This is a genomic window from Streptomyces sp. NPDC031466, assembly GCF_055581265.1.
On the sequence record NZ_JBVIJT010000003.1, the window covers coordinates 62,478 to 83,869 of the forward strand.

Below are 21,392 nucleotides of genomic sequence, written 5' to 3' on the forward strand. Positions count from 1 at the left end.
GGCAGGTCTCGCCATGGCCGTCGATCCGTTGATCGAACTGCGCGATGTGAACAAGTACTACGGAGAGCTGCATGTCCTCCAGGACATCAACCTCACCGTCGGCAAGGGGGAGGTGGTCGTGGTCATCGGCCCGTCGGGGTCGGGCAAATCCACACTGTGTCGGACGATCAACAGGCTGGAGACGATCCAGTCCGGGGAGATCAGGCTGGACGGCAGGCCCCTGCCCGACGAGGGCAAGGCGCTCGCCCGGCTCCGCACCGAGGTCGGCATGGTCTTCCAGTCCTTCAACCTCTTCGCGCACAAGACCGTTCTGCAGAACGTCTCGCTGGCCCAGACCAAGGTGCGGGGCCGCAAGAAGGACGAGGCGGACCGCCGCTCCCGTGAACTCCTGGAGCGCGTGGGCCTGTCCGCCCACGCCGACAAGTACCCCGCGCAGCTCTCCGGCGGCCAGCAGCAGCGCGTCGCCATCGCCCGCGCGCTGGCCATGGACCCCAAGGCCCTGCTCTTCGACGAGCCGACTTCGGCCCTCGACCCCGAGATGATCAACGAGGTCCTGGAAGTCATGCAGCAGCTGGCCCGCGAGGGCATGACCATGGTCGTCGTCACCCACGAGATGGGCTTCGCCCGCTCCGCCGCCAACCGCGTCGTCTTCATGTCCGACGGCCGCGTCGTCGAGGACCGGGCCCCGGAGGACTTCTTCACGCACCCGGAGAGCGAACGCGCCAGGGACTTCCTCTCCAAGATCCTCAAGCACTGACGGGGGCGACGCTCGTGAAGAGACACACCATGCGCACGGCCCGGCTCGCGGCCGCACTCGTCCTCGCCGCACTCGCCTGCGCCGCCTGCGGCAAGGAGGGCAGCCCGCCGACGAAGGGCCCCGCGGCCGGGAAACTCCCCGAGTACCGGGTGGCGGCCGGCTTCGAGCTGTCCCAGTCGTCGACCTGGCGCAAGGCCAAGAGCCGGGGCCGGTTCATCGTCGGCGCCAAGGAGGACCAGCCCTACCTCGGCGAGAAGGACCCCGCGACGGGCACCTACTCCGGCTTCGACATCGAGATCGCCAAGATGATCTCCGCGTCGCTCGGCCTCGACCCCCGGCGCATCGAGTTCAGGACCATCGCCTCGGCCAACCGCGAGACCGCCCTGCAGAACGGGCAGATCGACTTCTACGTCGGCACCTACACCATCAACGACAACCGCAAGAAGCTCGTCGGCTTCGGCGGCCCGTACTACCTGGCCGGCCAGGGCCTGCTCGTGCGGCACGACGAGAAGGACATCACGGGGCCACGCGACCTCGACGGCAAACGCGTCTGCTCGGCGGCCGGGTCCACCCCCTACCAGCGCATCCAGCAGGACTACCCGAAGGCCGACCTCGTCGCCTACGACACCTACTCCGTCTGCGTCGACAACCTGCTGACCTATCAGGTCGACGCCGTCACCACCGACGACGCCATCCTGATCGGCTACGCGGCCAAGGTGCCCGACGAACTCAAGGTGGTCGGCAAGCCGTTCTCGAAGGAGCCGTACGGCATCGGGGTGCCCCGGCGCGACAACGCGCTGCGCCTCGCCGTCGACGACGCCCTCGCCGCCGGCGAGAAGAACGGCGACTGGAAGAAGGCCTACGACGCCACGCTCGGGCTCTCCGGAGTACCGGCACCGAAGCCGCCCGCCATCGACCGCTACCCGGCGAACTGAGGAGGCCCCGTGGACGTACTGACAGACAACTTCTCCACGTTCGGCGACGGCTTCCTCGGCACCGTCGAACTGACCGTCTACGCCTCGCTCCTGGCCCTCGTGCTCGGCTTCCTGATGGCCTCCTTCCGCGTCGCGCCCATCGGCTCCTTCCGCGCCTTCGGCACGGTCTGGGTGACGGTCCTGCGCAACACGCCGCTCACCCTGCTGTTCTTCGCCGTGCTGCTCGGCCTGCCGCGCTTCGGGCTCGTGCTGCCCTTCAAGGTGTTCGCGGTCCTCGCCCTCGGCTGCTACACCTCCGCCTTCATCTGCGAGGCGCTGCGCTCGGGCATCAACACCGTGCCCAAGGGGCAGGGCGAGGCGGCGCGGAGCCTTGGGATGTCCTTCGGGCAGACCCTGTCGACGGTGGTCCTGCCCCAGGCCTTCCGGGCCGTCATCGCGCCGGTCGGCTCCAACCTCATCGCGCTCGCCAAGAACTCCGCGATCGCGGGCGCCTTCAGCGTCACCGAACTGCTCGGCACGTACAAGACGCTCAACGAGCTGGGCTACAACATCATCTGGACGTTCGTCTGGATCGCCCTCGGCTACCTCATCATCACCCTCGCCATCAGCGCGATCTTCAATGTCCTCGAAAAGCGCTGGGGAGTCGCCCGATGAAAGCCCTCACCCACGACTCCACCGCCCTGTACGACTTCCCGGGCCCGAAGACGGTACGGCGGCACAAGCTCTACGGGGCGCTCTCCACCCTGGCCGTGCTCGCCCTCGTGGGCTGGCTCGTGTATCTGCTGTTCGACACCGACCAGTTCACCTCCACCAAGTGGACGCCCTTCGAGTACCAGGGCATCCAGGAACTGCTCCTGCGGGGGCTCGGCAACACGCTCAAGGCGTTCGCGATCTCTGCGGTGCTCGCGCTCGCGCTCGGCGGGCTGCTCGCCATGGGCCGGCTCTCGGACCACCGGCCCGTGCGCTGGGCGGCCACCGTCCTCGTGGAGTTCTTCCGCGCGATGCCCGTCCTGGTGATGATCTTCTTCGTGTTCGTGGCGCTGAAGGTGCAGCCGCTGCCCGCGCTCGTCACCGGGCTCACGCTCTACAACGGTTCGGTCCTCGCCGAGGTCTTCCGTTCCGGTGTCAACTCCATGGAGCGCGGCCAGAAGGAGGCCGCGTACGCGCTCGGCATGCGCAAGACCCAGGTCATGGCCCACGTCCTCGTGCCCCAGGCCCTGCGCGCCATGCTGCCCGCCATCATCAGCCAGTTGGTGGTGGCCCTCAAGGACACCTCGCTCGGCTTTCTGATCACCTACGAGGAGTTCCTCCACGCCGGGAAACTGATCGCGTCGAATCTCGACTACGATTTGCCCTTCATCCCCGTGGTCATGGTGATCTCACCTGTCTACATCGGGATGTGCATGCTGCTGTCGTGGTTCGCCCAGTGGGTGTCCAAGCGTCAGCGGCGCAATCCCAAGACGGAGGCCGCGGAAGTCGCGCCGGCCGAACCAGGGACGCTGCTGCCCGGCGGGCGGTAGCGAAGGCAGGCCCACCCGGCAGCAGCCGGAGATCACTGCTCGCGCAGGGGGACGGACACGTATGACGGGTCCGCCTCCGGTGAGGAGAAGGTCAGCTGCGCGCCGGACGGGTTGTGCTCGATGTAGAGCGGGTCGACCGTGTCGACGACCAGGGCGAGCCGGTGGCCCGCCGGTACGTCGTAGGCCGTGGAGAACAGCTCCAGGTCCACGCCGAACGGCTTGCCGGGCGTCTTGCCGTGGAAGGTGTACGGCGCGTTGCTGACCAGCTTGCCGAGGCCGAGCGGGCCCACGTCGTAGAGGTACGCGACGAGGGTGCCGCTCTCCTCGGTGCCGGTGAGCGTGGTGTGCACCTTCGCCGTCCCGCGCACCCGCTGCGTGGAGGAGTACCGCTCCGACTGCCACACGCCCGTGTAGCGGCGCGGCAGCAGCGGCACCGACGCGGTCGGCGGGATCTTCAGGAACTGGTCCAGGGCGTTGGACAGGATCGCGAGGCCGCCGTTGGCGCCCGAGTCGACGTTCGTACGGATCGTGGTGGAGCCCGCCATGGCGATCTTGGCGCGGGTGGGGCCCACCGACTTCCAGTCCGGGTAGCCCTCGTAGCCACCCGTGGAACGGGACTTGAGCTGGACGGGCTGCTCCTCGTCGATGCCGTTGGCCTCACCCTTGAGGTAGTGGTCGAACCAGCGCCGGGTGGAGGTCCAGGTGTCGTTGGGCAGGCCGAGCAGGCCGGTCGCCTCGGCCGTCGCGTGGTCGCCGGGCCGGAACTCCAGGCGCTTGGGTCCGGTCAGCCGCTCGTAGAACTCGGCGTACTGGTTGGGCGGGAAGAGCGTGTCGCCCCAGGCGTTGCCGAGCATGATGGCCGCGCCGTTGTCGTTGATCTGGTCAAGCCGGGTCACGGGGGAGCGCTTGGCGCCCCAGGCGATCATCTCGTCCTCCTTGTCCAGGTTGGAGGCGAGGAAGTCCTTGAGCGTCTGCTGGAGTTCGGCGCTCGGACGGCCGGTGAGGGCGCCCGCGCCGCCGAGGAGGGCGGCGGCCTGGGCGTGCTGGGTGCGCCCGCTGTAGATCGAGTCGATCAGGTCGGCCCAGCCGCTCAGCGCGGCGACGGCCTTGATCCGCTTGTCGTGCCCGGCGGCCAGCAGGCTGATGCCCGCGCCGTAGGAGACGCCCGCCATGCCGACCTTCGACGGGTCGGCCGGGGTGTTCGCCAGCGTCCAGTCGATGACCTTGGAGGCGTCGGCGAGGTCCTTCGGGCCCGCGGTCTCGATCTCGCCGCCGGACTGCCAGAAGCCGCGTGAGTTGTAACTGACCACGACATAGCCGGAGTCGGCCAGTTTCTGGGCCTGGGCGACGTACTCGATCTGCGGCATGGCCCAGCTGGTGGGCAGCACGATCGCGGGGTACCTCCCGCCGGGCCGCGCGTCGTTCGGCGTGAAGACGTTCGCCTTGAGGATCGTGCCGCCGTCGCCGGGGATGTCGACGAAGCGTACGTCGGCGGAGCTCGCGGCCCGCGGCGCGGCGGCCGGCGCCGCCTGGGCCGCCGGGGCGAGACCGAGGCCGGCCCCGGCGACGAGGGCCGCCGACACGGCTCCCACGGTGGTCGTACGCAAGGCATGGTGCGGCAGTCCCACGGGTCACTCCTCACTTGGACGGTGCAAAGTGACCCGACGGTAACCGCAGGGCTTTACCGGGGGTAACCCGTCGGTAAGTTACGCCCCGGTAACGATTGTTGACGGACGTACCGTCAGCTCAAGGCGCTCTTGGCCTGCCAGTCGGACCAGGGGATGTTCCACTCGCCGTAGCCGTTGCCCGGGTCCGGAATGCCCTTGGAGCCGCTGCCGGTGACCTCGAAGGGGTCGCCCGGCCGCACCTCGCGGTAGAGCCAGCCCGCGTCCCCGGTGCTCATGCCGACGCAGCCGGAGCTGTGGTTGGTGTTGCCGAAGTACGCGACGTTCCAGGGCGCGGCGTGCGCGTACATGCCCGACCAGGTCAGCCGCATCGAGTAGTCGACCATCTTGTCGTAGCTGTCGCTGCCCGAGAGGCCCACGGTCTCGGAGCGCATGTTGATGGTGCCCTCCTTGGACATCAGGACGGACGTGCCGCCCCAGGAGGCCTTCTCGCCGCCGGGGGTGCCCGCCGACATCGGGAGCGACCTGACCGTCCGGCCGTCCCGCACCAGCGTCGTGGTCTTGCTGTCCAGGTTCACCTTCACCACCTGGCTCCCGCCGACGGTGAAGCGGGTGGCGTAGTCGCGGACGAACCAGTCGTCGCCACCGGAGTCGACGCCGCTGAGCCGGGCGTCCAGCTTCACCTCCGTGCCGGACTTCCAGTACTCCTTGGGGCGCCAGTCGACGCGGTCCTTGCCGTCGTAGTTCTTGATCCAGCCCCAGGAGCCGGTGGTGCCGTTCGAGGTCGTCACCTTCAGCTGCTTCTCGACCTCGGCCTTGTTGCGCACCGGGTGGTCGAAGGTGATCGACAGGGGCTGGGCGATGCCGACGGTGGTGCCCTTGCCCGGGGCCAGCGTCACCTTGTTGACCTTCTCGGGCGCGGCCGTCCCGAAGGACGCCTTCGCGCTGCCGCCCCCGTCACCGACCGCCTCGACCCGGTAGGCGGTGCCGGGCGCCGCCACGCGCCGCGACGTCCACGTGGTGCCGTTCGCCGAGACCTCGCCGGGCAGCTTCGCGCCCTTGGCGTCGGTGACGGTCACCTGCTTCAGCCTGCCCTCGGCCAGCTGCACGGTCACCGGGGCGCCCGCCTCGGCCTGCCGCCCCGTGAGGTTCACCGAGATCCTCGGCTTCTCGGCGGCCTCGTCGCCACCGGACGAGCCGCTGCCGCCCGAGCAGGCGGTCAGGGCGGCGGCGAGCGCCGCGAGGCCCGCGGCAGCCGCGTGGCGGGTGCGAAGGGGGTGGCGGCGGCTCGAAGAGCTCTGCGGGGACAAGGAAACGTACCTCCATGCGAATGTGGACCGCACCGAAAGAGGCCACGGAGCGGGGACGGGTTGCCCCATGTCCGGAAATTGACTACTAGGTCACAGATGGCCCTTGCGGGATCGACGGTCCGTGCGGGGGGTGTCACTTGCCGCGATGGGAGGCGCGGGCCGGGGCGGCCAGAGGGGTTTGGGCGGCGTGCGTCACGTCCCCGACCAGCTCGACGACGTCCGGTCCGTAGGCCTGGGAGTTGACGACCTTCAGGAGCAGCACGAAGGAGCGGCCGCCGTGCTTGCGCGCCAGCTTCTCGTGGTGGCGGGCCAGATAGCGGGCGGCCGCCTGGCTCGTGACCGCGCGCTGACCGCACAGGAGGAAGACGGGACGCGCGTCACCGCCCCGGTCGGCGGTGAGCCGCGCGAGGATGACGTACTCCGTCAGGCCGGCCTCCAGGCGGTAGCGCTCGGCGCCGATCTGGAACGCTCCCCGGTCGGGGACCGGCTCCGGCTCGGCGTTCACCCGTACGCCCGGCAGCAGCGAGTGCAGGTGGGCCGCCATCCGGCGGTGGGCCACCGGGTTGCCCACGCAGAACTCGGTGCGCTCGCCGAAGCTCTGCTGGGCCGCGTCGTGCGCGACCACCTGGAAGTGCGCCCCGCACTCCTTGACGACGGCGGCCAGCTCCAGGAGCGCGGACACGTCGTGGCGCACCACCATCAGCTCACCGCCGCCCGCGTCGCGGTTGACCACGAGCAGCGACTCGGCGTTGTCGGGCAGCCCGAAGAAGGCCTGTTCGCGGCGGAGCCCGCGCTTTCGCAGCCGGCCGCGCGCGAGCCAGCCGAGGACGGCACCGACGCCGACGGCGAGGAGGCCGAGGACGATATCGCGCACCTCTTCAGTCATGGGGGCGCATGCTAGCGGCCTTTCGGAGCAGTGTTCGAGGCGGTCCTGACGGAAGGGCGCGCGCGAAGTTACGCTGCGCGGACGGCTGTTGACTGGAGGTACGAATGCGTCGCGCTGTCGCACGTAATCTGACGCTATTGGCGGTCGGAGGGGTATTGGTGTCGGTCGGTGCCGCCACGCCCCCTTCGCCCACGCGTTCGGCGGAACACACCCCGGCGGTCCCGAAGAAGGCGCCGGTCGCCGTCGGGTACGGCGGCGCGGTCGCCAGCGTCGACCCGGACGCCTCGGCCGCCGGCATCGAGGTCCTGCGCAAGGGCGGCAACGCCGTGGACGCGGCCGTCGCCACCGCCGCCGCGCTCGGCGTCACCGAGCCGTACTCGGCGGGGGTCGGCGGCGGTGGGTACTTCGTCCACTACGACGCCAGCACCCACAAGGTGAGCACCATCGACGGCCGCGAGACGGCCCCGCGCACCGCAGACTCCGGGCTGTTCCTGGAGAACGGCAGGCCGATCCCCTTCGCGGACGCGGTCACCAGCGGCCTCGGCGTCGGTACGCCGGGCACCCCCGCCACCTGGCAGTCGGCGCTGGACGCCTGGGGCACCCAGAAGCTCGGCACGCTCCTGAAGCCCGCCGAGCGCCTCGCGCGCGACGGCTTCGAGGTCGACGCGACCTTCCGTTCGCAGACCGAGGCGAACGAGAAGCGGTTCAGGGACTTCCCCGCCTCGGCGAAGCTGTTCCTGCCCGGCGGGAAGCTCCCGGTGGTCGGCTCCACCTTCAAGAACCCCGACCTGGCCCGCACCTACGAGGAGTTGGGCCGCAAGGGGGTGGGCGCCCTGTACCACGGCAAGCTCGCCAAGGACTTCGTGCGCACCGTCAACAAGCCGCCCGTGGACCCGGCGTCCGGCCGCGTCGTCCGGCCCGGCGACCTCTCCCTGCGGGACCTCGCCTCGTACGGCGTGAAGCGGCAGGAGCCCACGAGGACCACCTACCGCGGGCTGGACGTCTACTCCATGGCGCCCTCGTCGTCCGGGGGCACGACCGTCGGTGAGGCGCTGAACATCCTGGAGCGCACCGACCTGTCGAAGGCCTCCAAGAAGAAGTACCTGCACCGTTACATCGAGGCCAGCCGCGTCGCGTTCGCCGACCGGGGCCGCTGGGTCGGCGACCCCGCCTTCGAGGACGTACCGGCCAAGGAACTCCTCTCGCAGCGGTTCGCCGACAGCCGCGAGTGCCTCATCAAGGACGACGCGGTGCTCAAGAGCCCGCTCGCGCCCGGTGACCCGCGCCGACCCCGCGCGTGCGCGACGGCGGACAAGGCGGCCCCCACGACGTACGAGGGCGAGAACACCACGCACCTCACGGTGGCCGACAAGTGGGGCGACGTCGTCGCCTACACCCTCACCATCGAGTCGACGGGCGGCAGCGGCATCACGGTGCCGGGGCGCGGCTTCCTGCTCAACAACGAACTGACGGACTTCTCCTTCGCGCCCGCCGACCCAGCGGTGCACGACCCGAACCTGCCGGGCCCGGGCAAGCGCCCGCGCTCCTCGATCGCGCCGACCATCGTGCTGAAGAACGGCAAGCCGGTGGTGGCGCTCGGCTCGCCGGGCGGCGCGACGATCATCACCACCGTGCTGCAGACCCTGACGGGCTTCGTCGACCGGGGCCTGCCCCTGGTCGAGGCGATCGCCGCGCCGCGCGCGAGCCAGCGCAACGCCGCGCAGACCGAGCTGGAACCGGGCCTGTGGGACAGCGGGCTGCGCACCTCCCTGGAGGCGCTCGGCCACTCCTTCAAGCGCAACCCCGAGATCGGGGCGGCGACGGGCGTGCAGCGGCTGCCCGGCGGGAAGTGGCTGGCGGCGGCGGAGAAGGAGCGCAGGGGCGGCGGCTCGGCGATGGTGGTGCACCCCTCCGAGTGACCGCCGCGCGCCGGGGCCTCGCACGGCCGAGGCCCCCGGCGCACGGCCCTGGGCCCACCGCGCACGGCCCCCGGCTCACAGCCCTCGGCCCTCGGCGCACGACCCCGGGCCCCGCAGCACGGCCCGGGGGTCACAGGGCCGTGAGGATCCTCGGTCCGTCCTCGGTGATCGCGACGGTGTGCTCGGCGTGGGCCGCGCGGCTGCCGTCGTTCGTGCGCAGCGTCCAGCCGTCCGGCGCCGGGTGGTAGTCGTCTCCGCCGCCCGCGATCACCATCGGCTCGATGGCCAGCGCCATGCCGGGCCGCAGCGGCATGCCGCGGCCGGGGCGGCCCTCGTTCGGCACGCCCGGGTCCTCGTGCATGCGGCGTCCGATGCCGTGCCCGCCGAACCCCTCGGGGATGCCGTACCCCGCCGCGCGGCAGACGGTGCCGATGGCGTGCGCGATGTCACCGATGCGGTTGCCGACCACCGCCGCGGCGATGCCCGCCTCCAGAGCGCGCTCCGCCGTTTCGATGAGGCGCAGGTCCTCCGGGCGCGGGGTCCCCACCGTGAAGCTGATCGCCGAGTCGCCGGCCCAGCCGTCGAGCTGCGCGCCGAAGTCGACGGAGACCAGGTCGCCGTCGCGCAGCCGGTACGCCGTCGGGACGCCGTGCACGATCGCGTCGTTCACCGAGGTGCACAGGACGGCGGGGAAGGGGACCGGCGCGAAGTCCGGGCGGTAGCCGAGGAAGGGCGAGGAGGCGCCGGCCTCGCGGAGCACGGCGTGCGCGGTCGCGTCGAGGTCGAGCAGGGACACGCCGACCGCGGCGGCCTCCCGGACCGCCGTCAGCGCCTGTGCCACGACGCGGCCCGCTTCACGCATCGCGTCGATCGATTGTTCCGTCTTGAGTTCCACCATGCCCATTACTATACCGGTATTTAAATGGGGGCCGTACGATGGCCGCATGGTGCGGACACCCTTGACCCCCGAAGAGCGCGAGCGCGGCGAGCGGCTCGGGCGGCTGCTGCGGGACGCGCGGGGCGCGCGAAGCATGGTCTCCGTGGCCGCGGAGGCGGGGCTCTCCGCGGAGACCCTGCGGAAGATCGAGACGGGCCGGGCGCCGACGCCGGCGCTGTTCACCGTGGCGGCGCTGGCCACCGTGCTGGGTCTCTCGCTGGACGAGCTGGTCGTGCGGTGCGAGCCGGCGCCGGCGTAGGGCGGCTCCCCGGCGCACCCGCCCTCCCCATGATCTCCGTACGCCCTCTGGACCCTCTGGGCCTCGTGAGGCGTGAGAACTATCATGGAAAACTGCGTGTAGCCGTCCCGTGACACGACAGGTGTTATCTTCCGGACCGGAAGACTCCAGGTCTCCACGGGGCGGTGCTGAACTGATGACAGTGGGACAACTCCCGGACCAGGTGGGGGAGTTCGCGAGGTACTTGCGGGAGCTGGTGGGGCGGCTCGACCAGTCCACCGGCTGGTGCGGCGTGTTCTGGCACCGCGACCCGGACGGCATGCGGGCCTGCTTGGAGGGCACGGAAGTGCCGCCCTGGGACGTGGTGCAGGCGCTGCTCCACGATCTGGCGGCGGACCGGGGCACCCCCGAGGACCAGCGGGAGACCGACCGGGCCCGCATCCTGCACCGCGCCTCGCTCACCGCGTACGACACCCGGCCCGGCGCCCGCGACCTGCTCCGCGCCCGGCTCGACGCGATGCTCGGGGAGCAACGGCTCGCCCTGGAGCGCCAGGCGGAACTGAGCCGCCAACTGGCCGAGGCCACCGGCCCCGAGGAGGCCGACCGCGTCAACCTCGACCTGGCGTGGGTGCGGGACGACCATGAACGGGCGACCGCCCGCTGCGTGGAACTCCAGGAGCGGCTGGCCCGCCTGGACGCGGTGGAACGCTCCGCGTGGCACGCCCCCGACCTCCCCTCGGCCGAGGACCGCGCCTCGCACCTCCACGGGCTGCGCCCCGGCCTCCGCCCGGAGGACGCCGCCGCGCGGGTCCACCAGGGGTCCCCCGACCTTCCCTCGGGGCACGACTGGCGGGCCGTCGAGGTTCCCTCGGACGAAGCGCCGGCCACCGACCTCCCCCCGGAAGAGGACGGGATCGCCCAGACCCTCCTGCGCCTGCGCCGTGAGGGCCGCACCGGCGAGGCACACGCCGTCCTCGCGGAGGCGGCGGCCTGGCCCGCGGCCGACCTGCCGCAGCTCGCCGAGGAGCTGGACCACGCCGGCCTCGCCGCCGACTGGGCGACCCTCCTGTGGGAGGCCGCCTCGCTCCCGCCCGACCGGCTGGTCGCCCTGGCGGACGCGCTCGCCGGCGCGGGCCGCGCCGACGACTGCCGCACGCTGCTGCGCCAGGGCGTGACCCGTCCCGCCCCCGAGATCGCCGAGGCACTCCTCGCGCTGATCGACGCGGGCCGCGAACGCGAGGCCCGCGCGCTCCTCGACTCCTACGTCCGCGTCCGCACCCCCGAGGACGCGGCCCGCTGCGCGCACACCGACCCCGAGCGCCTCGTGCCGCTGCTCCTGGAGACGGCCCGCGCGGTCTCCGAGGCGCACCACTGGGACCTCGTGCACGCCCTGCGCGTGGCGGGGTTCACCGCCTGACGCCCGCGCCCGTCTCGTCCGCACGGGTACGAAACGTGATCGACTCCGCCGGTCGGTGACGATGGTCTTGCTCAGCCCGTCGCCACGGGCTTACGTTCTCCTGGCCCACGTACCGAATCTACGGGCGTAGAAGCTCTCTGACGTCTTCTCAAGGCCGGGAGGACACGTCCTCCCGGGGCAGTGAAGGAGCAGCTCATGGTCAGCGTCGTACGCGCCGCACTAGTCCAGGCGACCTGGACGGGCGACACCGAATCCATGATCGCCAAACACGAGGAGCACGCCCGCGAGGCGGCCCGCCGGGGCGCGCAGGTCATCGGGTTCCAAGAGGTCTTCAACGCCCCCTACTTCTGCCAGGTCCAGGAGCCCGAGCACTACCGCTGGGCGGAGCCCGTACCGGACGGCCCCACCGTCACCCGCATGCAGGCCCTCGCCCGCGAGACCGGCATGGTGATCGTCGTCCCCGTCTTCGAGGTCGAGCAGTCCGGGTTCTACTACAACACCGCCGCCGTGATCGACGCCGACGGCGGCTACCTCGGCAAGTACCGCAAGCACCACATCCCCCAGGTCAAGGGATTCTGGGAGAAGTACTACTTCAAGCCGGGCAACCTCGGCTGGCCCGTCTTCGACACCGCCGTCGGCAAGGTCGGCGTCTACATCTGCTACGACCGCCACTTCCCCGAGGGCTGGCGCCAACTCGGCCTGAACGGCGCGCAGATCGTCTACAACCCCTCCGCCACCCACCGCGGTCTCTCCGCGCACCTGTGGCAGCTGGAGCAGCCCGCGGCGGCCGTCGCCAACGAGTACTTCGTCGCCGCGATCAACCGCGTGGGCCAGGAGGAGTACGGCGACAACGACTTCTACGGAACCTCCTACTTCGTCGACCCGCGCGGCCGGTTCGTCGGGGAACCCGCGAGCGACAAGGCGGAGGAACTCGTGATCAGGGACCTCGACCTCGGGCTCATCGAAGAGGTGCGCCAACAGTGGGCGTTCTACCGGGACCGACGCCCCGACGCCTATGAAGGGCTGGTACGGCCGTGAGTGAACTGTACGACCGCCACCGGGCGGTGCTGCCCGAGTGGCTCGCGCTCTACTACCAGCGGCCCCTCGAACTGACCCACGGCGAGGGCCGCCACGTGTGGGGCGCCGACGGCAGGAAGTACCTCGACTTCTTCGGCGGCATCCTCACCACCATGACCGCGCACGCCCTGCCCGAGGTCACCAAGGCGGTGAGCGAGCAGGCCGGCCGGCTCATCCACTCCTCCACGCTCTACCTGAACCGGCCGATGGTCGAACTCGCCGAGCGCGTCGCGGCGCTGTCCGGCATCCCCGACGCCCGCGTCTTCTTCACGACCTCCGGGACCGAGGCCAACGACGCGGCCCTGCTGCTCGCCACCGCCCACCGCCGCTCCAACCAGATCCTGGCGATGCGCAACAGCTACCACGGGCGCTCGTTCACGTCCGTCGGCATCACCGGCAACCAGTCGTGGTCCCCGACCAGCCTCTCGCCGCTCCAGACGCTGTACGTGCACGGGGGCGTCCGCAGCCGGGGGCCCTACGCCGGACTGGGTGACGCCGAGTTCACCGAGGCCTGCGTCGCCGACCTGCGGGACATGCTCGGACAGGCGCGCGGGGGAGTGGCGGCGCTGATCGCCGAGCCGATCCAGGGCGTGGGCGGCTTCACCTCACCCCCCGACGGGCTGTACGCGGCGTTCCGCGAGGTCCTGGCCGAGCACGGCATCCTGTGGATCTCCGACGAGGTGCAGACCGGCTGGGGCCGCACGGGCGAGCACTTCTGGGGCTGGCAGGCCCACGCGGCAAGCGGCCCGCCGGACATGCTGACCTTCGCCAAGGGCATCGGCAACGGCATGTCGATCGGCGGTGTCGTCGCCCGGGCCGAGGTCATGAACTCCCTGGACGCCAACTCCATCTCGACGTTCGGCGGCTCCCCGGTCACCATGGCGGCGGGTCTCGCCAACCTCACGTACCTCCTGGAGCACGACCTCCAGGGCAACGCGCGGCGCGTCGGCGGCCTGCTGATCGAGCGGGTTCGGGCGATCTGCGCCCAACTGCCCGTCGTGCGCGAGGTGCGCGGGCGCGGCCTGATGATCGGCATCGAACTGGTCGAGCCCGGCACCGACCGGCCGAACCAGCGGGCGGCGGCCGCCGTCCTCGAAGCGGCCCGCGAGGGCGGTCTGCTCATCGGCAAGGGAGGCGGCCACAACACCAGCGTGCTGCGCGTCGCCCCACCCCTGTCGCTGACCGTCGCGGAGGCGGAAGAAGGTGCCGCGATCCTCGAACAGGCCCTGCACAGCGCCTAGTTCACCGCCCGGCTGCCGGCCCGCCGGTCGACCGTGCTCTTCGCCGGACACGACGTGAAGGGACTGCTCGCGTATGACTCGGACTCTCATCTCCGGCGGCCTGGTGATCACCGCCGCCGAGGAAGTGCACGCGGACGTGCTGGTCGAGCACGGCCGGGTGGTGGCCATGGCGCTGCCGGGAACTCAGCGGTGGACCGCCGAGCGGGTCATCGACGCCGCGCAGAAGTACGTGATCCCGGGCGGTGTCGACGCGCACACGCACATGGAGCTGCCCTTCGGCGGAACGTTCGCTGCGGACTCGTTCGAGACGGGCACGAGGGCGGCCGCGTGGGGCGGGACGACCACCATCGTCGACTTCGCCGTCCAGAGCGTCGGCCGCAGCCCGCGCGAAGGGCTCGACGCCTGGTTCGCCAAGGCCGACGGCAAGTGCGCCATCGACTACGCCTTCCACATGATCCTCTCCGACGTCGACGAGCGGTCGCTCAAGGAGATGGACCGCCTCGTGGAGGAAGGCGTCAGCTCGTTCAAGCTGTTCATGGCGTATCCGGGGGTCTTCTACTCGGACGACGGCCAGATCCTGCGGGCCATGCAGCGGGCGTCGGTGAACGGCGGACTGATCATGATGCACGCCGAGAACGGCATCGCCATCGACGTCCTGGTCGAACAGGCGCTGGCCCGCGGCGAGAGAGACCCCCGCCACCACGGCGAGGTGCGCAAGGTGCTGCTCGAGGCGGAGGCCACGCACCGTGCGATCCAGCTCGCCCGGGTCGCCGGAGCCCCGCTGTACGTCGTCCACGTCTCCGCCGAGGAGGCCGTCGCCGAGATCGCCGCCGCCCGCGACAAGGGCCTGGACGTCTTCGGCGAGACCTGCCCCCAGTACCTCTTCCTGTCCACCGACAACCTCGCGGAGCCCGGTTTCGAGGGCGCCAAGTACGTGTGCAGCACGCCGCTGAGGCCGCGCGAGCATCAGGCGGCCCTGTGGCGGGGCCTGCGCACCAACGACCTCCAGGTGGTCTCCACCGACCACTGCCCCTTCTGCTTCACCGGGCAGAAGGAGCTGGGACGAGGCGACTTCTCCAAGATCCCCAACGGTCTGCCGGGCGTGGAGAACCGCATGGACCTGCTGCACCAGGCCGTCGTCGACGGGCACATCGGCCGCCGCCGCTGGATCGAGATCGCCTGCGCCGCCCCGGCCCGGATGTTCGGCCTCTATCCCAAGAAGGGCACCATCGCCCCGGGCTCCGACGCCGACATCGTGATCTACGACCCGCATGCCGAACAGGTCATCTCCGCCGAGACCCACCACATGAACGTGGACTACTCGGCCTACGAGGGCAGGAGGGTCATGGGACAGGTGGAGACGGTCCTCTCGCGCGGCGAGGTCGTCATCGACCGCCGCGCCTACACGGGCCGGGCCGGGCACGGCGTGTACACGCCGCGCTCCACCTGTCAGTACGTGGGCTGAACCTCCTGGGGGAGCAGGCACTCGATCAGATAGTCGCCGGTGTCGGGGTCGACCGTCACCCCGTGGGTCTCGCTGCGAAAGCCCGGGAAGCGGCGGTCGAACGTCTCCAGGGCGGTGAGATAGCGCAGCAGGGCGCCGCCCGGGTCGCCGACGCTCTCGCCCGGCATCAGCACCGGGATGCCCGGCGGGGTGACGGTGACCATGGCGGCGGCGACCCGGTGGGCCGCGTCGGCCAGCCGGACGCGTTCGGTGCCGCCGCGGACGAGCCGCTGGTAGCACCACTGCGGCGGGGCGACGGGCTCGGGCAGTTGCTGGAAGGCGTCGTCCAGCAGGGCGACCAGGCGTGCCGAGCGCAGCTGGTCGTGCATCTCCTGGCACAGCCCCCGCAGGGTCAGGCCCGCGTACCGGCGCCGGTGTGCGGCGACGAGCTCCGGCAGCACCCGGTCGAGCGGGGTGTCCTCGTCGTAGAGGGCCTTGAAGTCCATCAGGGCGTCGAGCAGCGTGCCCCACTTGCCCTTGGTGATGCCCATGGAGAACAGGACCAGGGTGGTGTAGCTGTCGGTCTTCTCCACGACGATGTCGCGCTGGGCGAGGTAGGCGGTGAGCACGCGGGCGGGGATGCCCCAGTCGCCCATGTGGCCGGTGGCGTCGATCCCCGGGCAGGTCAGGGTGACCTTGATGGGGTCGAGCAGGCAGTAGCCGTCGGTCAGGCCCGGGAAGCCGTGCCAGTCCGCACCCGGTTCGAGCCGCCAGCAGGAGGGTTCGGTGCGCAGCAGATCGGCCGGCGCCTCGTCGAAGGGCATCGGCGCGCCGCCGGCCGGATCCGTCACCGTCCCGGGCTGCCACACGCCGAAGAACCAGGGCGGCCGGTCCCCGGCGGCCTGGATCCGGCGGCCGATGCGCACCATCTCCTGACGGAAGCGGACCGCCTCGCTCACCGCCTCGTCGACCAGCCAGTGTCCCTGCGCCCCGTCCATCATCGCGGTGGCCACGTCCAGGGAGGCGATCATCGGGTACAGCGGCGAGGTCGTGCCGTGCATCATCAGGGCCTCGTTGAACCGGTCGTGCTCCACGGGCGCCCGGGGCGCGGGCCTGACGTGCACCATGGCGCCCTGCGAGAGCGCCGCCAGCAGCTTGTGCGTGGACTGGGTGGCGAAGACGGTGGGCCGTTCGGGGCCGGGGAAGCTCTCCTGGTCCACCGACATGCCGTACCGCCCGGCGTACAGCGGGTGGAAGCGGGCGTGGGCGAACCACGCCTCGTCGAAGTGCAGCCGGGGCGTGCTGGCGGCGAAGGACCTGGCGGCTGTCGCGGCGTCGTAACACAGGCCGTCGTAGGTGGAGTTGGTGAACACCGCGTACTGGCAGTCCGGGGTCCGCAGGTCGCGGGTGAGGGGGTTCGTGGCGATCCGCGCGGCCACGGAGCCGGCGGCGATCTCGGCCGGGGGCAGTGGCCCGGCGAGGCCGTAGCCGTTGCGCGTGGGGATCAGGAACACCGGCCGGGCGCCGGAGACGACGAGGCCGTGCAGCACGGACTTGTGGCAGTTGCGGTCGACCAGGGCGACCTCGTCGCGGGTGACGCTGAAGTGGCCGACCAGGCGGTTGCACGTGGAGTCGCCGTGCAGCACGAAGTAGGTGAGGTCGGAGCCGAACACCCGGGCCGCGTTGCGCTCGGCCTCGCCGATCGGGCCGGTGTGTTCGAACAGCGACCCCAGTTCCTCCACCGAGATCGACAGGTCGCTGCGCAGGAGGCGTTCGCCGAAGTAGTCGTGGAAGGCCCGTCCCACCGGTGACTTCAGGAAGGCGACGCCGCCGGAGTGCGCCGGGGTGTGCCAGGAGTACTCGTGCGCGTCGTCGAAGTGGCGCATCGCCTTGAAGAACGGCGGCAGGAGCGCTTCCCGGTAGGCGCGGGCGGCGGTCGCGATCCGCCCGGCGACAAATCCCGGGGTGTCCTCCAGCGGCCACACGTACCCCACCACGGACTGCGAGACCCACAGCGGCAGCTCACGCAGGCCCTCGTCCGCCATGACGAGGAAGACCGGCAGACCGGTGAAGCGCCGGCCGATGCGCCGCAGGACCTCGGCGCCACCGGTGGCCCCGTCCTCGCCCGGGCCGTCCGTGCCGGGCCCCGCGGGCAGGTCCCAGGCCACCAGCGCGGCGGCGAGGCCCGCCTCGGTCCGGAGCACCGCCTCGGCGTCCCGGGCGCCGGCCACCCGGCGCACGTCGAAACCCTGGGACGCGAGCGCGTCACGGACCCTGGCCAGCTGGCCCACGCCCGCGCCGTCGTCCCGAGGGTGCTCGGGCACGGCGACGAGAACCACGTTGTCGGGCATGGCGCCCCTCTTTTCCGGGCGTACGGCGACGCCCCGCCCAGTCTCCGCGGCCCGCGTCGAGGCGGCTCGCCGGGCGGGGGCCGAACCACCCTATGGAGGGAAAGGCGGCCCCCGACCGGCCGACCGGGGATCAGGCGGAGGGGGGCCATTCGGCGGCGAGGACCGCCCAGTTCTGCTTGTCGTGGCGCGTGCCCTCGTAGGGCCAGGCCTCGCGCTGCACCCCCTCCAGGGTCATGCCCAGGCGCTCGGCGACCGCCGCGCTGCGGATGTTGTCGCCGCGGCAGCGCCACTCCGCGCGGTGCAGGCCGCGGTCGGTGAACGCCCACTCCAGCAGGGCCCGGCACGCCGGCGTGACCAGGCCGCGGCCCTCGGCGGCCGGTTCCAGCCAGCAGCCCACCTCGCAGGTGCCGGCCGCCGCGTCGAAGGACACGAACAACACGCCGCCGACCAGGGTGCCCTCCCGCCAGATGCCGTAGAGGCGGGCGCCGTCGGCGGCCTGCCGTTCGGCGTACCGGCGCAGGGTGTCCCGGGCGCCGTCCACACCGGTGGCCACGAAGGCGCTCCCCACCCAGGGCCGGATGTGCTCGCGCGCCCGGTCCAGGTGGGCGGCGAACTCCTCGGCATGCCATATCTCCAGAGGGCGCAGGTGGGCGTCGCCCCGCAGCGGGAGGGAGAACATCGGGACCCCATTCACACAACAAGCGTTACGGTTATGTACCGTAGCAGCATGCCACGTACCAAGGGCGATCACGAGGCCCGCCGTCGCGACGTCTCCGAGGCGGTGTGGCGGGTGCTGGCCGCGCACGGCTTCGGCGGGCTGACGATGCGCGCCGTCGCCGCCGAACTCGGCGCGAGCACCGGCCTGCTCACCCACTACTTCCGCACCAAGCGCGACCTGGTCGCCCACGCCCTGGACCTGCTGGACCGGCGCACCGCCGCCCGCCCCCGGCGTACGGCGGGGCAGGGCCTGGCCGCCGTACGGGCCGCGCTCCTCGACATCCTGCCGCTGACGGACGCGGCCACCGACAGCAACCGCGTCTGGGTCTCCTCCTGGGACACCGCGCTCGCCGACCCCGAGCTGAGCGCCGGCCACGCCCGCAGGTACGCGCGGGGCCGCGAGAAGCTGCGCGACCTGGTCGAGCAGGCCCAGCGGCTCGGTGAACTGGCCCCCGGGGACCCGGCGCGCATCGCCGCCGGCGCCCAGGCGTTCGTGCTCGGCCTGGTGGTGCAGTCGCTGCTCGACCCCCCGGCGTTCCCGCCGTCCCGCCAGGTCGAACTCCTCGACGCGCACCTGGCCGCGCTCACTGCCGTGCACGGCGTCCCACCGGGCGGGCGACCCGGCGGCTGACCCCGGCGAGGTCCTCTTGCCAAGGACCGGGGGGAAGTCCACGATTGTCCCTTCCCGGAGCACCCCGGGAGATCGGTTCGGTACGTGGGCCAGCGCCCCGACCAGGAGGTCCCGCCGTGGATTTCGGACTTGTGCTGCAGACCGACCCGCCCGCCTCCTCCGTCGTCGGGCTCATGCGGCGGGCGGAGCGCAACGGCTTCCGCTACGGCTGGACCTTCGACTCCGCGGTGCTGTGGCAGGAGCCCTTCGTCATCTACAGCCGCATCCTCGAACACACCACGCGGCTCACGGTGGGCCCCATGGTCACCAACCCGGGCACCAGGACCTGGGAGGTGACCGCCTCCACCTTCGCCACGCTCAACGACATGTACGGCAACCGCACCGTCTGCGGCATCGGGCGCGGCGACTCCGCGATGCGCGTCGCGGGCCGCCGGCCCCACACGCTGGCCCGGCTCGGCGAGGCGATCGACGTCATCCGCGACCTCGCCGAGGGCCGCGAGGCGGACGTCGAAGGACAGCCGCTGCGGCTGCCCTGGGTGCGGGACGGGCGGCTGCCGGTGTGGATGGCGGCGTACGGCCCGAAGGCGCTCGCGCTCGCCGGCCGTAAGGCGGACGGGTTCATCCTCCAGCTCGCCGATCCGTATCTGACCGAGTACATGATCAAGGCGGTGCGCGACGCGGCGGCCCAGGCGGGGCGCGAGGCGGCCGACGTGAAGATCTGCGTCGCCGCCCCGGCGTACGTGGGCGACGACCTCGCGCACGCCCGCGAGCAGTGCCGCTGGTTCGGCGGCATGGTCGGCAACCACGTGGCCGACCTCGTCGCCAGGTACGGCGAGCACTCCTCGGTCGTGCCGGAGGCCCTCACCGCGTACATCAAGGCGCGGCAGGGCTACGACTACAGCCACCACGGGCGGGCCGGGAACCCCGACACCGCGTTCGTGCCCGACGAGATCGTCGACCGGTTCTGCCTCCTCGGTCCGGTCGAGGCGCACCGCGAACGGCTGCGGGAGCTGAGGGAGTTGGGCGTCGACCAGTTCGCGGTGTACGCGATGCACGACGCCCGGGAGGACGTCATCGACGCCTACGGCACCTCGCTCATCCCCGAGTTCACCTGATTGGCGCCTCGGGTGAGCGGGGCGCGTCCGGACGTCCGCCGTGCGTCCGCCACTGCTCGTCGATCTTCCGCATCAGCGGCGGGTAGACCAGCCAGTGCCGGAACGGGGCGATGGCCGCCATGTAGGCCCTCCCGAAGAGCCCGTTGGGCTTCACCAGGACGGCCATCTGGCCCCGGTGGCCACCGGATCCGTCCGGCACCCACGTCAGGTGCAGCACCGCGTGCACGGTGCGGTTGCCCATCTCGGACGCCCATTCGTCGTCCGTCAGGAAGACCGGCCTGAAGGGCAGCGTCGTGAACTCGGGGCCGGTCGGGCCCTCGCGCAGGTCCTGCGGGAGCCGGTCGCGCAGCGTCGGCACGCGCGTGCCGACGCCGGTGGCCGGGTCGTCCCAGCCGAACAGCTCGCCGAGCTTCCAGCGGATCTTGAAGAGAGCGCGGGCCACCGGGGACGGGCTGTTCGACGTGTCGCCGTCGGCGGTGTCCTGGATCAGCAGCGGAAAGTCGCCGGGGCCGCCGGGCGTCGGCAGTGCCCACACGTCGTAGAGGCGGAAGTCGGGGGTCATCTCGTGGATCCGCCACGGCCGGGACGTGTGCGCGCTCTTCGGGAGCTTCATGCCGGTGCCTCCGTCTGGTCGGTCGGCCGCCCGGCGGGGCGGTGCGACAAGGGGTCGAGCCCGAGGACGCCCGCGACGGCGCGGACGGCGAGCAGCTCGTCGTACGGTTCCTGGCCGGCCAGGGCGATCACCGTGCCGTCGAGCGCGCCGACGAAGGCGAGGGCGAGGGTCCTGGCCGGCGGGCCGTCGGGCAGGGCGCCGGTGCGCCGCGCGGCCTCGATGAGGCGTGCGCAGCGCGTGACGAGCTTTTCGTACGCCTGCTCGATCTCCTGGCCGACGGGATGGTCCTGGCCGCTGAACTCCAGCCGGAGCGCGCTCGCCACCCGGGCGCCGGTGTGGCGGCAGTAGACGGCGTGGCCGCGCGCCAGGGTGAGCAGGGCCGCCACCGGGTGCGCTTCGCGCTCGACGCGCGGCGCGACCTCCTGGAGCCAGGTCTCCCCGATCCACCGGATCACGGCCAGGGTCAGGTCCTGCTTGTCCTTGAACTGGTGGTACAGGGCGCCGCGCGTGTAGCCCGCGTCACGGGCGACCTGTTCGAGCGCGAGGTTGCCGTAGCCGTAGCGCGACAGGCCTCGGGCGGCCGAGACCAGGAGCGCGCCTCGGGTGCGGGCGCGCCGCTCCGCCTGGGTGACTCTCCCTTCACCTACATGCATGTATGT

20 protein-coding genes are annotated in these 21,392 nt (G+C 71.7%); 12 read left to right on the forward strand and 8 right to left on the reverse strand.

Features of this window, described 5'->3' with window-relative positions; all coding sequences use genetic code 11:
• The first annotated feature begins 13 nt into the window (after window positions 1–13).
• From ACZ5GP_RS06465 to ACZ5GP_RS06480, 4 genes are read left to right on the forward strand one after another with little or no spacing between them, the layout of a single operon-like run.
• On the forward strand, window positions 14–757 hold the full coding sequence (locus ACZ5GP_RS06465) for an amino acid ABC transporter ATP-binding protein (RefSeq protein ID WP_468749712.1): 744 nt from the start codon (window positions 14–16) through the stop codon (window positions 755–757).
• Between the two features lie 29 nt (window positions 758–786).
• Window positions 787–1,692: a glutamate ABC transporter substrate-binding protein gene (locus ACZ5GP_RS06470; protein ID WP_468749713.1), complete on the forward strand. Its 906-nt coding sequence runs from the start codon at window positions 787–789 to the stop codon at window positions 1,690–1,692.
• A 9-nt stretch (window positions 1,693–1,701) separates the two neighbouring features.
• Window positions 1,702–2,346 carry an amino acid ABC transporter permease gene (locus tag ACZ5GP_RS06475; protein WP_468749714.1) on the forward strand — a complete coding sequence of 215 codons (645 nt, stop codon included), beginning with the start codon at window positions 1,702–1,704 and terminating at the stop codon, window positions 2,344–2,346.
• Entirely contained in the window at window positions 2,343–3,212 is an 870-nt protein-coding gene (locus tag ACZ5GP_RS06480; RefSeq protein WP_468749715.1) for an amino acid ABC transporter permease, read from the forward strand. Before ACZ5GP_RS06475 ends, ACZ5GP_RS06480 begins: the two co-directional genes overlap by 4 nt.
• A gap of 32 nt (window positions 3,213–3,244) precedes the next feature.
• On the opposite strand, the gene ACZ5GP_RS06485 is transcribed toward ACZ5GP_RS06480, so the two are convergent.
• From ACZ5GP_RS06485 to ACZ5GP_RS06495, 3 genes are all read right to left on the reverse strand, one after another.
• A complete protein-coding gene (locus tag ACZ5GP_RS06485) occupies window positions 3,245–4,840 on the reverse strand; it encodes an alpha/beta fold hydrolase (protein WP_468749716.1) in 1,596 nt (531 codons plus the stop codon).
• A 113-nt stretch (window positions 4,841–4,953) separates the two neighbouring features.
• On the reverse strand, window positions 4,954–6,147 hold the full coding sequence (locus ACZ5GP_RS06490) for a L,D-transpeptidase (RefSeq protein ID WP_468749717.1): 1,194 nt from the start codon (window positions 6,145–6,147) through the stop codon (window positions 4,954–4,956).
• Between the two features lie 133 nt (window positions 6,148–6,280).
• Complete coding sequence (locus ACZ5GP_RS06495) at window positions 6,281–7,033, reverse strand: hypothetical protein (protein WP_468749718.1); 753 nt, start codon at window positions 7,031–7,033, stop codon at window positions 6,281–6,283.
• A gap of 104 nt (window positions 7,034–7,137) precedes the next feature.
• Here ACZ5GP_RS06495 and ggt point away from each other — a divergent pair, with 104 nt between their 5' ends.
• Window positions 7,138–8,952 (forward strand): gamma-glutamyltransferase, encoded by a 1,815-nt coding sequence (ggt, locus tag ACZ5GP_RS06500; RefSeq protein ID WP_468749719.1) that lies wholly within the window; start codon window positions 7,138–7,140, stop codon window positions 8,950–8,952.
• Window positions 8,953–9,082: 130 nt separating this feature from the next.
• Here the strand turns inward: ggt and map are convergent, their stop codons facing one another.
• The gene (gene map, locus ACZ5GP_RS06505) at window positions 9,083–9,850 is read right to left on the reverse strand and encodes a type I methionyl aminopeptidase (RefSeq protein ID WP_468749720.1); all 768 of its coding nucleotides are present in this window, start codon (window positions 9,848–9,850) and stop codon (window positions 9,083–9,085) included.
• 46 nt (window positions 9,851–9,896) lie between these two features.
• On the opposite strand from map, the gene ACZ5GP_RS06510 reads away from it, so the two are divergent.
• From ACZ5GP_RS06510 to hydA, 5 genes are all read left to right on the forward strand, one after another.
• Window positions 9,897–10,148 (forward strand): helix-turn-helix domain-containing protein, encoded by a 252-nt coding sequence (locus ACZ5GP_RS06510; RefSeq protein ID WP_358590449.1) that lies wholly within the window; start codon window positions 9,897–9,899, stop codon window positions 10,146–10,148.
• A 175-nt stretch (window positions 10,149–10,323) separates the two neighbouring features.
• Window positions 10,324–11,544 carry a hypothetical protein gene (locus ACZ5GP_RS06515; protein ID WP_468749721.1) on the forward strand — a complete coding sequence of 407 codons (1,221 nt, stop codon included), beginning with the start codon at window positions 10,324–10,326 and terminating at the stop codon, window positions 11,542–11,544.
• Window positions 11,545–11,739: 195 nt separating this feature from the next.
• Complete coding sequence (locus ACZ5GP_RS06520; protein WP_468749722.1) at window positions 11,740–12,582, forward strand: nitrilase-related carbon-nitrogen hydrolase; 843 nt, start codon at window positions 11,740–11,742, stop codon at window positions 12,580–12,582.
• Window positions 12,579–13,862 carry an aspartate aminotransferase family protein gene (locus ACZ5GP_RS06525; RefSeq protein WP_468749723.1) on the forward strand — a complete coding sequence of 428 codons (1,284 nt, stop codon included), beginning with the start codon at window positions 12,579–12,581 and terminating at the stop codon, window positions 13,860–13,862. The genes ACZ5GP_RS06520 and ACZ5GP_RS06525 overlap by 4 nt, the downstream gene beginning before the upstream one ends.
• A gap of 73 nt (window positions 13,863–13,935) precedes the next feature.
• A complete protein-coding gene (hydA, locus tag ACZ5GP_RS06530; RefSeq protein ID WP_468749724.1) occupies window positions 13,936–15,327 on the forward strand; it encodes a dihydropyrimidinase in 1,392 nt (463 codons plus the stop codon).
• Here hydA and ACZ5GP_RS06535 read toward each other — a convergent pair.
• Window positions 15,312–17,657, reverse strand: a complete 2,346-nt coding sequence (locus ACZ5GP_RS06535; protein WP_468749725.1) for an Orn/Lys/Arg family decarboxylase — start codon at window positions 17,655–17,657, stop codon at window positions 15,312–15,314. The genes hydA and ACZ5GP_RS06535 overlap by 16 nt on opposite strands.
• 130 nt (window positions 17,658–17,787) lie before the next feature.
• Window positions 17,788–18,336, reverse strand: coding sequence for a GNAT family N-acetyltransferase (locus ACZ5GP_RS06540; protein ID WP_468749726.1), 549 nt, complete (start codon window positions 18,334–18,336; stop codon window positions 17,788–17,790).
• A gap of 48 nt (window positions 18,337–18,384) precedes the next feature.
• Here ACZ5GP_RS06540 and ACZ5GP_RS06545 point away from each other — a divergent pair, with 48 nt between their 5' ends.
• Together ACZ5GP_RS06545 and ACZ5GP_RS06550 are read left to right on the forward strand one after the other, a co-directional pair.
• Window positions 18,385–19,005, forward strand: a complete 621-nt coding sequence (locus ACZ5GP_RS06545) for a TetR/AcrR family transcriptional regulator (protein ID WP_468749727.1) — start codon at window positions 18,385–18,387, stop codon at window positions 19,003–19,005.
• A gap of 116 nt (window positions 19,006–19,121) precedes the next feature.
• Window positions 19,122–20,120, forward strand: coding sequence for a TIGR03842 family LLM class F420-dependent oxidoreductase (locus ACZ5GP_RS06550; RefSeq protein ID WP_468749728.1), 999 nt, complete (start codon window positions 19,122–19,124; stop codon window positions 20,118–20,120).
• Here ACZ5GP_RS06550 and ACZ5GP_RS06555 read toward each other — a convergent pair.
• The gene (locus tag ACZ5GP_RS06555; protein ID WP_468749729.1) at window positions 20,113–20,733 is read right to left on the reverse strand and encodes a DUF2867 domain-containing protein; all 621 of its coding nucleotides are present in this window, start codon (window positions 20,731–20,733) and stop codon (window positions 20,113–20,115) included. The genes ACZ5GP_RS06550 and ACZ5GP_RS06555 overlap by 8 nt on opposite strands.
• Window positions 20,730–21,386 carry a TetR/AcrR family transcriptional regulator gene (locus tag ACZ5GP_RS06560; protein ID WP_468749730.1) on the reverse strand — a complete coding sequence of 219 codons (657 nt, stop codon included), beginning with the start codon at window positions 21,384–21,386 and terminating at the stop codon, window positions 20,730–20,732. Before ACZ5GP_RS06560 ends, ACZ5GP_RS06555 begins: the two co-directional genes overlap by 4 nt.
• Window positions 21,387–21,392: the final 6 nt, after the last annotated feature.